The sequence below is a fragment of the Olivibacter sp. SA151 genome (genome assembly GCF_054130995.1).
In genome coordinates this window covers 5,833,141-5,847,092 of record NZ_CP096391.1, presented here as the reverse complement: position 1 = coordinate 5,847,092, position 13,952 = coordinate 5,833,141, and the positions used below count along the sequence as shown (strand labels likewise).

Here is a 13,952-nt window from a genome sequence, read left to right as displayed (position 1 = left end):
CGAATTTACAAATTAGATATGAGACTACCTTGTTAGCTCCGCAAGCTTTCTGTCAAACAAACTGATTTCTTCTTCGCTGGTGTCAAACGAACACATTAGCCGAACTTCATGCATATGCTCGTCCCAAAGGTAGAAAAAAAGCGTCTCTTGTAGCGGCTTGATCCAATTAGGGGGTATTTTGGCGAAAATGGCATTGACTTCCACCGGTTTGGTAATGATGATCTGGGGATATTTCCTTAAGACGGTAGCTAACTGTTGCGTTCGTTCCAAAACAATGTTGGCATACTTTCTATAGGTGTCGTGATTTAATAGGGCTAAAAACTGGGCAGAGATGAAGCGACTTTTAGACGCTAATTGCATACTGCGTTTATGAAAAAAAGGACTGTCGTGAATATGTTCATTAAAAACAAGCACGGCCTCGCCATAAAGCATGCCCGACTTTGTTCCGCCCAATGATAAAGCATCAACTCCACTAGCCTGTACAACATCTTGTAGCGTACAATTCAAAGCTGTGATGGCCGTAAATAGACGGGAGCCATCCATATGGATTAAAAGATCGTTTTCATTTGCTACGCGATGAATTCCTCTCAATTCGTCTAAGGTATAAAGCGTTCCGTATTCAGTAGGTTGTGTGATACTCAGTACTTTAATTTGCGGGTGATGTAAATCACCACGACGCTTCACAGCCCGTTGTATGGTAGCGGGTGTTAACTTGCCTGTTTCATCGATAGGTAGCGGTATAAGCCGGCAGCCGGTGAGGCCTTCGGGCGCCGTTGATTCATCGACATATATATGCGCGGTTTCTGCACAGAGAATCGCATCGTATGGTTTGGTCAATAGGCTTAAGGCCAATAGATTGGCTCCTGTTCCATTAAATACCAAGTGCAATTTGAACTGATAATTAATGAGTAGTCGTAATTCGTCTTTTAACCTTTCTGTCGTTTTGTCATTTCCATATGCGACAGCATGATCTTGATTTTCATGCAGGAGCGCCTGCATTACTTCCGTAATAGCTCCTGCATAATTGTCGCTTGCCAGTGATTTCATTTTCGAAATGCGTTTTTCAGGCCAAAGGTAATTAAATGTGTCGTAACACAAAGACCGCCGAGTGAACACTACTCGGCGGTCTTTGAAATTAACAATTAAAAAATCTTGTTCTTTAAGTTGGCTTAACTGAATGACACATCACTGCGTGAATCAAAAATACTATGAGGTGTATAAAAGCGACTTAAAGCATTAACCTTTAACACTAGTAAATTTACGAAAATTAAACCGTTCATGTAAATTAGTTTTCAACAGAAAAGTAGGTTTTCAACATATTTCTGTGGAAAAGTTTGATATCCTGAGACTTATTGCTGTTGGAGAAATCGGGAACGCGTTTGCGACAGCTTGTATCATAAAAAAAAGCGGTACTGCTATTACAGTACCGCTTTTTGCGTTAGCAGATGAAACGCTATTTATCGATAGAGCCCAACACACGTTTCATAAAAGTGTTCAGGGCCTCTTTTTTGTCCATGCCTTGCTCTTGAACTAATTTATTCACTTCAATAGCACCATACATGTTGGATATTAGCTCACCGATAACGTCTAACTCTTCATCTTTCAATGAGGAGACTTCGGTAAGAGATTCAAGCGTTTCAATTGCTTCAATCACAAAATCCTCATCATTTTCCTCAATGAATTGAGTTAAATGCTTAATTACTGGTAACTTCATTTACTAATTGCGTTAAGGCATCCAGTTTATTTGTCTGCACTTGATTGAGCAGTTTGCCGCCTTTAAAAGCCGCGAATGTAGGTAAATTAGTCACATTAGCGAGCTTTCTTGATTCCGGCAACTTCTCGGCATCAACAATAACAAACGGTATATTTTCGTTTTCTGAAGCCAATTTTTTAAACTTTGGTTTCATAATTTTGCAGTTACCGCACCAAGTTGCAGCGTATTGAACCAATACGACATCATTCTGGTTAACGATATCTACCAAATTATCTTGTTCTAATTCTTGTAACATAATAAATTAATTTGCGGATAAGTAGCTAGCCACACCCTCACGATTAGCATTCATCGCTTGCTTTCCTTCTTCCCAGTTGGCAGGGCATACTTCTCCAAATTGTTGAACATGAGAATAAGCATCAATCAAACGTAAGTATTCTTTTACATTACGGCCAACAGGCATATCATTTACACTCTCGTGGAATACTTTACCATCTTCATCTACTAGATAGGTAGCTCTGAACGTAACATTAGATCCTTCAATAATCAACGAATCCAATTCTTCGTCATAAGCTGCTTTTTGTATATCCAAAATGCCCAATACGTTCGCTAAATTACGTGTAGTGTCTGCTAAGATTGGGTAAGTTACTCCTTCGATACCGCCATTATCTTTTGCGGTGTTTAACCATGCGAAGTGTACTTCGTTGGTGTCGCAAGATGCGCCAATTACAATAGTATTTCTTTTTTCAAATTCAGGTAAAGCTTCCTGAAATGCATGCAATTCGGTAGGGCAAACGAAGGTGAAATCTTTTGGATACCAGAATAACAATACCTTCTTTCCTTTTTTAGTAGCCTCTTCTAATACGTTAATTCTTAAATCATCGCCCATGTGATCCATGGCGTCAACAGTAATGTTCGGGAATTTTTTACCTACTAAGCTCATATTAAATTTTTTTTCGTTTTTGATGCCACAAAGATAAGGCTTTCTGCTAGGTTAAAGTATCTTATTTTCTTATGGGGTTATAAATAAAAACTATACTTAGAGCGCGATGGTATTGTAAAATAAAATAGTCAAATCTTTTAAACGTTAATCAGAAAGCAATGTCAGAAGCCCCGCTAAGAGCAGGCATGTCAAAGTGCAATCGTATTACTGCTAATTGTCTTGTAAATTGCATATAAGCGGAAATTTATCTAAGTTTGCGTTCCAAAATGGCCCTGTAGTTCAACGGATAGAATAGAAGTTTCCTAAACTTTAGATATGGGTTCGATTCCCGTCGGGGCTACGAAAAAAGCGGATTATTGCAAAATAAGCCGCTTTTTTGTTTGAAGCTGATGCCCGCTCTTCAATAAATGCATGTTAATGAGCTTTTGAACAAAGCATATTGAACTTTTAAACAAAATCTACCGTCTACTAAGAGCCTACTTTTGTATTGTATTAAATATATAAGACAATGGAAAAAGTATGGTTTATAACAGGAAGTTCCAGGGGATTGGGACGTAGCCTGACGGAAGCAGTGCTGGCTAGCGGCGATAAAGTAGTCGCAACGGCCCGTAATATTAATCAACTAAATGATTTGTTAAAGCAATATGCCGATCAGGTACTGCCAATAGCTTTAGATGTGACCGATTATAAGCAGGTTTCACAGTCGATGGCTGAGGCGGTAAAACATTTTGGTCGTATTGATGTGCTGGTTAACAATGCCGGTTTCGGTATCATTGGTGCGGCGGAAGCCTATACCGATGAACAAGTACGGAGTCAGCTAGAAACGAATCTATATGCTCCGATAGAAATCACTCGAGCCGTGTTGCCCTATATGCGCAATCAAGGAGGAGGCCGTATTCTGCAAATTAGTTCCATCGGCGGCCGAGTAGGTAATGCCGGTTTAACGATGTACCAAGCGGCTAAATTTGGCTTAAGTGGCTTCACAGAGGCATTGGCAAAAGAGGTAGCCCCATTGGGCATTTACGTTACCAGCGTAGAACCAGGCGGCTTCCGCACGGATTGGGCCGGTGCTTCTATGACCTATGCGCGGGAGATAGAAGATTACCTAATGGTGAAGCAGCGGACAGATTTTTTTAAAAGTGGAAAATTCATTGCCATGGGCGACCCTGTAAAGGCTGCCAAAGCTATGGTGGAATTGGCTTTTCATCCAACGCCGCCTATACATTTGGTATTGGGCAGTGAGGCTGTCGGCATGCTGAAAATTGCAAATGAGACCAGGCAGGCCGAAATGGAAGAATGGATGGAGGTTAGTTTATCTACCGATCATGACACTTCTGAGAACTTTCTTGATACACCTCAAGGTCAGTGGTATACCGGTAATCTGCAAAGAAAACATTAATATTGTATATATATAGGCGGCTAGTTTCATCGCTACGGCTATGTTGACGACTATCCGCCTATTTTACAAATTGCCTATGTCCAAACCAAAAACAAATGGAAGATCGTCACCAATTGCGTATTCATGCTACTTCAATCGTAACCGTGAGGGCGAACAGTTTGCACCGGAACACGTATTCAGTTATCAATTATCGGGTACACTGCTAATAAATACAGGAGACAGTGAACATGTTTTCAATGAAGGCGATTTTCGATTTATCAAAAGGAATCAACTTTTGAAGTTTGTTAAACAACCGCCAGTCGGAGGCGTTTTTAAATCGATCTCAATTTACCTTGATCAGCCCATGTTAAGGGACTTTAGTATAGTATATGGGTATAAAGCCATAGAAGAGCCGTTCAGAGGAGAAGCAGTGATGCGGTTAAACGGAGGAGCGTTATGTAAAAGTTTCATGGATTCATTGATGCCTTACACCGGAAGCGATCAAGCGATCCCTCAACAGCTTCAAGTTTTGAAACAACATGAGGCGGTTATGATTTTACTACAATCCAAACCTGAATTGCAGAATATATTATTTGATTTCACGGAACCGGGTAAGATCGATTTGGAGGCCTTCATGAATAAAAACTTTCATTTTAACGTACAGCTTAAACGCTTCGCCTACCTTACCGGTCGCAGTTTGGCTACCTTTAAGCGTGACTTTGAGCATATTTTTCATACCTCTCCAAGTAAGTGGTTACAACAAAGACGATTGCAGGAGGCTCATTATCTAATTAAAGAGAAGGGGCGTGCTCCTTCTGACGTATACTTGGAGATCGGATTCGAAGATCTTTCGCATTTTTCCTTCGCCTTTAAAAAAATGTATGGCATGCCGCCGTCTAAGTTAGTTTAATAACAAAAGAATTTAAAATATTCCGATTATCGGCGTGTATTTGTGCTTGCTAAGCTTTCTTTGTGCTGTTTTCATGTCTGCAATACGAGATTTTGTGCCTTTTTTTGTGTCTATATTTCGTGTTTGTTATATTTTTACCGATTCATCGGCTTTTTTTAGTAATTTTTGATTTGATTTCTTGTGTTTATCTTCTGTTTTGCTATTTTTGTGTATAAAACAGCTTTTTTGTGTTAATAATGAAAAAATAGATAGATTGTTGTTTGATGTAAAATTTATCGAATAAATTAAAGGATGGATTGAATACGGCTTCTCGGCAACTATTTTTTATGATATCAGTTTTTGACTGTCATTGAGCTATTACATTTAACTAAGATTTAACAATTCACTGTTGTTCGTATGGACAACTTTACATACTTTTGACCCCGATCATGAAATGGCTCGTTAGATTTTTTCTATCGCTGTGTTTGCTCTTCTTGAGCAGATACAATCACCTACACGCTTACGCGCATCAAGACCATATACGTTATTCGTTGGTAAAAATTTTTGAACGGGTAGCTTATGAGCAGATAGGTGAGGCGAATGAATTGGTTTTTAAGCCAGCGCCGCTCAACGAAGAAAAAGTCACCGAAAAAATACGGGCTACAGACAAGGAGGAAGAAGATGACTCGGTTTCTTCCCGAAAATATTTAGAAATCAGTAATTATTTTACTGATTTTTTTTATGCCTTAAATGCGAGGTATTTTTGGCGACAGATGAAGCAAAGTTTGGCTTCCTCAGAGCATGCTCCGTATACCTCGTCCCGAACCTACCTCCTGTTTCGGGTTATTCGAATTTGATTTTTCTCTGCTAACGGAAAAGGCCTAACCTTGCTATTCCGTTATTTCTACATTCCATAAATAATACATGCTAATGGTTTAAACGTGAGAATAAACCTGAGGTGTTCTTGTGTACAATTTTCAAAAAATATTAAGAATCATATTGCTTCGATAAGCGAATTATTATGAAGAGAATTTTCATGCTCATGGGCCTGGGGGCGATGTTGTGCCATGCCGGTTGCCAATCGAAAAAAGAAGAGAAAGAAGAGCAAACCAAATTTTTGGTAACAACGCCCGTCAAGATGGATACGTCGATCATCAAAGATTATGTATGCCAGATTCGTTCCGTACAACATATTGAGTTAAGAGCGCAGGAGCGCGGTTATTTACAGAAGATTTTTGTAGATGAGGGACAGTTTGTGAAGGCAGGACAGTTGTTGTTTCAAATTATGCCTAAACTGTACGAAGCTGAGCTGCAAAAAGCACAAGCAGAGGCAAACTTTGCCGAAATAGAATATAAAAATACCAAAAGCTTAGCTGATAGTAACATCGTAGCGCCGAATGAATTGGCAATGGCGAAGGCTAAGTTTGACAAAGCGAAGGCCGAACTCGCGCTAACAAAAGTGCATTTGCAATTTACCGAAATCCGGGCACCATTTGATGGAATCATCGATCGGTTCCATGTACGGCAGGGAAGTTTAGTAGAGGAAGGCGACTTACTAACGGAGCTTTCTGATAATAGCAAGATGTGGGTATATTACAATGTACCGGAAGCCGAGTATTTAGACTATAAAACGAATCTTAAAAAGGACAGTTTAACGAAGGTTGATTTACTAATGGCTAATAATCGGTTGTTCGACTATCCGGGTAGGGTGGAGACCATTGAGGCCGACTTTAACAATGAAACCGGTAATATTGCTTTCAGGGCAACCTTTCCTAATCCCAAAGGATTGTTGAGACACGGCGAAACGGGTAACATTCAAATGAAAACTCCCTATAAAAACGCAGTGATTATTCCGCAAAAGGCTACGTTCGAGGTGCTTGAAAAGAAATATGTGTATGTACTGGATAAAGATAATAAGATACAATCAAGAGAGATTAAAATAGCTGCAGAGTTGCCACATCTCTTCCTTATTGAATCAGGTTTGTCTGTAGATGATAAGGTTCTCCTAGAAGGTATTCGGCTAGTTAAAGAAAACGAGAAAATTGAATACAAGCTGGAAGACCCCAAAGATGTTATATCGCATTTGGAGTTATATGCAGAATAGTGGATTAACTTAAAAAAAATCAGATGTTCAATAAATTCATACAGAGGCCTGTATTTGCGATTGTAATATCTATTATGATTGTATTTGTAGGTTCCTTGGCAATCAAACAGTTGCCCATATCACAATTCCCCCAAATTGCGCCAACAACCGTTAATGTTTTTATAGCTTATCCTGGATCTAGCGCAGATGTATTAGTGCAGTCGACGCTGATTAACTTAGAGAACGCGATTAACGGTGTTCAGGGTATGCGTTATATAGCCACCGATGCAACCAGTGCGGGGGAAGCTACCTTAAGGGTTATTTTTGAACCCGGTACCGATCCTGACCAAGCGGTAGTCAGGGTGAAAACCAGGGTCGACCAAGTGATGCCCCTCTTGCCCGAACTGGTTCAGCGTGAAGGAGTAGTCGTCTCCCCCATCCAGCCGAGTATGTTGATGTATGTCAACCTGTACGCAAAGGGTAAGAACATGGACGAAAAATTCCTGTATAACTATGCCAGCGTAAAAATGATCCCTGAAATCAATCGGATTAAGGGGGTGGCAAGATCGCAGATATTAGGTAGTAGAACCTATGCTATGCGGGTTTGGCTAAATCCCGACCGTATGCGAGCTTACCATATATCGGTAGACGAAGTGATGGACGCGATGGCTGAACAAAGTATTGTTGGTCGTCCGGGACGTATCGGACAGAGCTCAGGTATCAAAGCGCAGTCATTAGAGTACGTATTAACCTATAAGGGCAGGTATAGTGAACCCGCTGAGTATGAAAATATCATTATTCGCGCCAATGCGGACGGTGAGCGTATTCGTTTGGGAGATATAGGTAAAGTAGAGCTGGGAAGTGAGTTCTTCGATATTTACTCCAACCTTGACGGTCATCCTTCAGCTTCCATATTGTTAAACCAAAACTATGGTAGTAACGCGAGTGATGTAATCGCTGCTGTAAAAGACAAACTTGCGGAGATGAAGGAAACGTTCCCTCCCGGATTGGATTATAAAATCAGTTATGACGTTTCCCAGTTCCTTGATGCCTCTATCGAACAGGTTGTCCATACGTTAAGGGACGCCTTTATCTTGGTGGCAATCGTTGTGTTTGTTTTCCTGGGCGACTGGAGATCTACGCTTATTCCTATATTGGCGGTGCCGGTATCGCTTGTAGGAGCATTCTTTGTTATCCAATTTTTCGGATTATCTATTAACTTGGTAACTTTGTTTGCCCTTGTATTAGCGATCGGTATTGTGGTGGATGATGCCATTGTGGTGGTGGAAGCGGTCCACGCCAAATTTGATGAGTTTCCTAGCATGACGCCCTACCAGGCTGTAAAAAGGGTGCTGGGAGAAATTAGTGGTGCGATTATAGCGATTACGGCAGTAATGGTATCGGTGTTCTTACCTATCTCCTTCATGACGGGCCCTGTGGGTACCTTCTATCGGCAATTCTCTATTACGATGGCGAGCTCGATTGTGATTTCGGCCATTATAGCGCTTACCCTCACACCGGTACTATGTGCCATGTTGTTAAAAAACCATCACACACACCACGCAAAGCCGAATATATTTACCAAAGCACTTGATAGCTTTAACCGTGGTTTTGATAAGCTTACCGGTAAATATGTCGGCGTATTAAAGTCTATAGTAAGCAGAAGAGTACTAACATTTGCTGTCTTAGCGGCATTCTGTGCAGGTATCTTCTTCGAAAACCGGGTACTTCCTGCTGGTTTTATCCCCAGTGAAGACCAGGGTACTATTTACGGGATTATCCAAACACCTCCGGGATCTACGCTGGAAACGACCAATGAGGTATCGAGAAAGCTTCAGGGAATTTGTGAACATGTAGACGGGGTAGAGTCGGTATCCTCCCTTGCCGGCTATGAAATTATGACAGAAGGTCGGGGTTCTAATGCAGGTACCTGTATGATTAACCTTAAACCATGGCATGAAAGGGAACACTCCGTTACCGAGATCATGAAAGAATTAGAAGAGAAATCCAAAGGCTTGGGGGCAACCATCGAGTTCTTTGAGCCGCCGGCTATTCCCGGATTCGGATCATCAGGCGGTTTCTCCTTACGGTTGCTAGATAAAAATACAACCACGGATTACCAGGAATTTGATAAAGTGAACAAACAGTTCCTCGAAGATTTGCGTAAACGTAAGGAGCTTGCCGGATTATTTACCTTCTTTGCGGCAAATTATCCTCAATATGAGCTTGAAGTTGACAACAATTTAGCCATGCAAAAAGGTGTCTCTATTGGTAAAGCAATGGACAACCTGAATATTATGATTGGTAGTACCTATGAGCAAGGTTTCATCAAGTTTGGCCGCTTCTTTAAAGTATATGTTCAATCCGATCCTAAATTCAGAAGACTACCATCTGATATACTTAATCTTTTCGTCAAAAACGATCACGGTGAAATGGTGCCTTATTCGGCATTTATGAAGCTTAAAAAGTCGCAAGGGCCAAACGAGATTACCCGATACAATATGTACAATTCGGCAGCCATCAGGGGACTTCCGGCAGCTGGTTATACTACTGCAGATGCTATTCAGGCTATTCGCGAAGTAGCGAAAAAATCGCTTCCTAACGGGTATGATATTGCATGGGAAGGACTTTCTTATGACGAGGCTAACAGAGGGAATGAGTCGCTCTATATATTCCTAATCGTACTGGCGTTTGTGTACTTTGTTCTTGCAGCACAATATGAGAGCTTTATCATCCCACTTGCAGTGGTATTCTCCTTGCCCGTGGGGGTGTTCGGTTCGTTTTTACTCCTTAAGTTAATGGGACTTCAAAATGATATCTACGCTCAAATCGGACTTATCATGCTTGTCGGACTGCTTGGTAAGAACGCTGTATTGATTGTTGAGTTTGCCGTACTCAAACATCGCGAAGGAGCCTCCATACTGGAAGCGGCTATTGAAGGGGCGAAGGTCCGTTTCCGTCCTATCCTGATGACATCGTTTGCCTTCATTGCGGGATTAATTCCGTTAATTATTGCAACAGGTGCCGGCGCGATTGGCAACAGGACCATTGGTGCATCCGCGATGGGCGGTATGGTATTCGGTACTGTCTTCGGTGTAATTATAGTTCCTGGACTATACTATATTTTCGGTTCCCTTGCTAGCGGAAGAAAACTGATTAAGGGTGAAGATGAAAACTCATTATCCGATGAGTTTGTACATCAAATAGATAAATTCGATAATGGTGATGAAAATGAGTAAGATGTCTAAAAAATATAAATATGTATACGTTATAATAGGCTGCTTGGTACTAATAACGTATACAGGATGTAAAACACCTGCATTAGTTCAGCGTGAAGCAAATACAAAGACTCCTGCGAGCTATAATGGTTCGCAGGATACCGTTAACACGGCAAAATTGACTTGGAAGGAGTACTTTACTGATCCTTATTTAGCGGCGTTGATTGATACAGCTTTGAAAAATAATCAGGAACTGAATATTACCTTACAGGAAATTGAAATTTCAAGGAACGAGATTCGGGAGAAAAAGGGGGAGTATCTCCCATTCGTGGGGATTAAAGGGGCAGCTGGTGTTGATAAAGTAGCTAGATATACTAATATCGGGGCATTAGAACATCACGTGGAAATAAAAGAAGGAAAGGAAAATCCCGAGCCACTCCCTGATTATATGTTGGGACTTTCCGCTACTTGGGAAATAGATATTTGGAAGAAGCTGCATAATGCAAAGAAAGCGGCTGTAAGCCGGTATCTGTCGACCGTAGAAGGGAAAAATTTCGTTATCACCAATCTGGTTGCCGAAATCGCCAACTCATATTATGAGTTATTGGCACTGGATAACCAGCTGGATATTGTTAAAAAGAATATCGAAATTCAAAGTAATGCCTTAAGAATAGTAAAAATGCAGAAAGAGGCCGCACAAGTTACGGAGCTGGCGGTGCGCAGATTTGAGGCCGAGGTGTTGAACACCAAAAGCCTTCAGTATGCTATTCAGCAACGTGTTACAGAAACGGAGAATCGAATTAACTTTTTATTGGGAAGGTATCCGCAGCCTATTCAACGGACGAGTGATAATTTCGAGCATTTGATACCCGAGGCTGTACATACGGGTTTACCTGCGCAATTGTTGGCAAATCGTCCGGATATCAAGCAGGCTGAATTGGAATTAGCAGCGGCGAAACTGGATATTAAGGTAGCAAAAGCCAGGTTTTATCCGTCTTTAGGAATTTCAGCGGCCATCGGTTACCAAGCTTTTGATCCTACTTATCTCGTGAAGACCCCAAAGTCTTTGCTTTATTCCCTGGCGGGCGATATCACAGCTCCTTTAATTAATAGGAATGCCATAAAGGCTGCGTATTATAATGCCAATGCCAAGCAGATACAGGCTGTTTATAATTATGAACGGACTGTTTTAAATGCTTATGTTGAAGTGGCTAATCAATTGGCGAAAATTAACAACCTGGAAAAAAGTTACGATTTAAAGTCAAAACAAGTGGATGCCCTTTCGCAGTCGATTGGTATTTCCAATAGCCTTTTCAAATCAGCTAGGGCAGATTATATGGAAGTGTTATTGACGCAGCGTGATGCCTTGGAATCCAAATTTGAATTGGTTGAAACAAAAATGCAGCAGATGAATGCCATGGTAAATATTTACAGGGCATTGGGTGGTGGATGGAACTAGCTAAATTTTTTTTTGGATTGATTGAGGCCCTCGAAACGGTTGTTTTGAGGGCCTTTTTGATTCAATTGATCTAATAAAAGGGTAAACTTTTTAACGAGCATCTTGTTCCCCTTTATGAGAGCTAATAAAAGGAAAAATGATGATACTTGTGTTGTTATGTACCTATACGCTTCTTCAATCCAATGCACCGCAGGATTATAAGCAGCTCCGCGAAAAAATGGTTATTGAACAGCTAGAAGCTCGTGGAATACACCACGATGCCACCTTGCAAGCGATGAGGCAAGTAGAACGACATTTGTTTGTACCCTCTCCTTACCAATCCTATGCTTACGAAGATCGTCCGCTTCCAATTGGTTTTAGACAAACAATTTCCCAACCCTTTATAGTGGCAAGCATGACACAAATGCTTGACTTAAGTAAAGACGATCGCGTACTTGAGATTGGAACCGGATCGGGTTATCAGGCAGCGGTGTTAGCAGAGATTGTAGCGCAGGTTTATACGATTGAGATTGTGAAGGAACTGGCTGAACGTACCAAAAAGTTATTGCGTCAGCTGAATTATAACAATATAGAAGTTGTCATTGGTGATGGCTATCAAGGCTTAAGATCAGCCGCGCCTTTTGACGCCATCATTGTTACTGCAGCGCCGGAAAAAATACCGGAACCACTCGTCGAGCAGTTGAAAGACGGCGGAAAAATGATCATACCGATTGGACCTACCAAAGGCATGCAAACCTTAAAGCTCTTAAAGAAAAAGAAAGGGAAGCTTGTCGTTCAAGATCTTATGCATGTTCGTTTTGTCCCATTTACAAGGAAAAAATAGATGAGATGGCTTGTTTACCGGATCATTTTTTTAGCGATCGAGCCTAACATTGCAAGTTTCTTCTCAAGTTCATCCGACCATTGTAAGCCGTAGCTCAAACGCATACAATTGTTAAATTGATTTTGAAGGGTAAACATACGACCGGGTGCAATGCTTATTTTTTGGCGCATAGCCTGATCGTATAGCAACGGAACATTTAAATTGGGATTCAGTTCTACCCAGAGTACAAATCCTCCCTGAGGCCTGCTGACCCGGGTTTCTTCTGGAAAGTAGTCGTGAATAGCTCGCGTAAAGTGTAGGCTGTTTGCTTGCAATGTACGACGCATTTTTCGAAGGTGGGCCTCATATCGTCCATTTTCTAAAAAATCGCCAATAACTTCCTGGGTGAGTGTGGTGGATGAAACGGCATGTAGTAGCTTAAGGCGGATAACTTGCTCCTTAAACTTCCCCGGCGCAACCCAACCTACCCGATAGCCGGGAGCCAAGGTTTTAGATACTGACCCACACCATAGAACCAAGCCCTTTTTGTCGAAGGCTTTGCAGGGTTTAGGTCGGTTTTCTCCAAAGTAAACATCACCATATAAATCATCTTCTATAAGCGGTATTTCGTGTTCCGATAACATGTTTACCAATGCCTTTTTATTCTCTTCGGGCATACAACTTCCAAGGGGATTGTTGAAGTTACTTACCACTAAGCAAAGTTTTATGCTAGGTAACACCTTTCGTAATGCATCGAGTTCCATACCGGTTATGGGATGGGTTGGTATTTCCAGCACTTCAAGCCCTAAGCTTTTCGCCAATTGCAATATACCAAAGTAAACAGGACTTTCCACCGCAATGGTATCGCCCTTTTTAGCAAGGGCCATCATACAATACGACAGTGCATTCATGGCACCGGCAGTAGTAACTAAATCATCCGCAGTGAGCATACCTCCCCAGGTGAAAGACCATCGCGCAATATTGCGACGCAATTTAAAATTTCCTTGAATTTCTTCGTAGGCAGTGCCACTTCCGTCAAGCGTACGGGTAGCTTGTAATAAGCTTTTATTCAGCTTGGCTATTGGTAAAAGTTCATTGGCTGGAACACCTATGGAAAACCGAGTAATAGAGGTGTCGTTTAACGACCGGTAAACCTTATCGATCAGGTTTTCCGCTTGTTCCTGATGCGATAAGACAGAAGGATTACTGGTGGTGGGAACAGGTAGTCTGCTTCTCGAATGCCTGGAGACATAGAAGCCCGATTGGGGGCGTGATTCGATGAGTGCTTTTCTTTCCAGTTCGAAAAAAGCACGTGTCGCTGTATTCATGCTTACGCCATATTCTCTTTTTACCGTACGAATAGAGGGTAACTTATCTCCTATTTTTAATACATTATTGCGTATTTGCTGCTCAATTGCCTTAGCTATGACAATATATAATGCTTCTTCTTTCATAATATGAACTGTATC

The 13,952-nt window shown here is 41.3% G+C and carries 12 protein-coding genes and 1 tRNA gene; 8 read left to right on the top strand and 5 right to left on the bottom strand.

Annotation, left to right across the window (positions count from 1 at the left end; all coding sequences use genetic code 11):
• Positions 1-24 precede the first annotated feature (24 nt).
• From M1D52_RS23905 to M1D52_RS23890, 4 genes are all read right to left on the bottom strand, one after another.
• Complete coding sequence (locus tag M1D52_RS23905; RefSeq protein ID WP_013664766.1) at positions 25-1,047, bottom strand: threonine aldolase family protein; 1,023 nt, start codon at positions 1,045-1,047, stop codon at positions 25-27.
• A 406-nt stretch (positions 1,048-1,453) separates the two neighbouring features.
• Positions 1,454-1,714: a DUF6952 family protein gene (locus tag M1D52_RS23900; protein WP_013664768.1), complete on the bottom strand. Its 261-nt coding sequence runs from the start codon at positions 1,712-1,714 to the stop codon at positions 1,454-1,456.
• On the bottom strand, positions 1,695-2,009 hold the full coding sequence (locus tag M1D52_RS23895; protein ID WP_013664769.1) for a thioredoxin family protein: 315 nt from the start codon (positions 2,007-2,009) through the stop codon (positions 1,695-1,697). Before M1D52_RS23895 ends, M1D52_RS23900 begins: the two co-directional genes overlap by 20 nt.
• 6 nt (positions 2,010-2,015) lie before the next feature.
• Entirely contained in the window at positions 2,016-2,654 is a 639-nt protein-coding gene (locus M1D52_RS23890; RefSeq protein WP_013664770.1) for a peroxiredoxin, read from the bottom strand.
• Between the two features lie 268 nt (positions 2,655-2,922).
• On the opposite strand from M1D52_RS23890, the gene M1D52_RS23885 reads away from it, so the two are divergent.
• From M1D52_RS23885 to M1D52_RS23850, 8 genes are all read left to right on the top strand, one after another.
• Positions 2,923-2,994, top strand: a tRNA-Arg gene (locus tag M1D52_RS23885).
• Positions 2,995-3,162: 168 nt separating this feature from the next.
• The gene (locus M1D52_RS23880; protein WP_437394188.1) at positions 3,163-4,053 is read left to right on the top strand and encodes an oxidoreductase; all 891 of its coding nucleotides are present in this window, start codon (positions 3,163-3,165) and stop codon (positions 4,051-4,053) included.
• 76 nt (positions 4,054-4,129) lie between these two features.
• Positions 4,130-4,942, top strand: coding sequence for a helix-turn-helix domain-containing protein (locus M1D52_RS23875; RefSeq protein WP_437394189.1), 813 nt, complete (start codon positions 4,130-4,132; stop codon positions 4,940-4,942).
• Positions 4,943-5,370: 428 nt separating this feature from the next.
• Positions 5,371-5,778, top strand: a complete 408-nt coding sequence (locus M1D52_RS23870) for a hypothetical protein (protein WP_149105160.1) — start codon at positions 5,371-5,373, stop codon at positions 5,776-5,778.
• A 164-nt stretch (positions 5,779-5,942) separates the two neighbouring features.
• Positions 5,943-7,025 carry an efflux RND transporter periplasmic adaptor subunit gene (locus M1D52_RS23865; RefSeq protein ID WP_013664775.1) on the top strand — a complete coding sequence of 361 codons (1,083 nt, stop codon included), beginning with the start codon at positions 5,943-5,945 and terminating at the stop codon, positions 7,023-7,025.
• Positions 7,026-7,048: 23 nt separating this feature from the next.
• A complete protein-coding gene (locus M1D52_RS23860; RefSeq protein ID WP_013664776.1) occupies positions 7,049-10,243 on the top strand; it encodes an efflux RND transporter permease subunit in 3,195 nt (1,064 codons plus the stop codon).
• Between the two features lies 1 nt (position 10,244).
• Complete coding sequence (locus M1D52_RS23855) at positions 10,245-11,681, top strand: TolC family protein (RefSeq protein WP_437394190.1); 1,437 nt, start codon at positions 10,245-10,247, stop codon at positions 11,679-11,681.
• Between the two features lie 136 nt (positions 11,682-11,817).
• On the top strand, positions 11,818-12,504 hold the full coding sequence (locus M1D52_RS23850) for a protein-L-isoaspartate(D-aspartate) O-methyltransferase (RefSeq protein ID WP_437394191.1): 687 nt from the start codon (positions 11,818-11,820) through the stop codon (positions 12,502-12,504).
• Positions 12,505-12,518: 14 nt separating this feature from the next.
• On the opposite strand, the gene M1D52_RS23845 is transcribed toward M1D52_RS23850, so the two are convergent.
• On the bottom strand, positions 12,519-13,937 hold the full coding sequence (locus M1D52_RS23845) for an aminotransferase-like domain-containing protein (RefSeq protein WP_013664779.1): 1,419 nt from the start codon (positions 13,935-13,937) through the stop codon (positions 12,519-12,521).
• Positions 13,938-13,952: the final 15 nt, after the last annotated feature.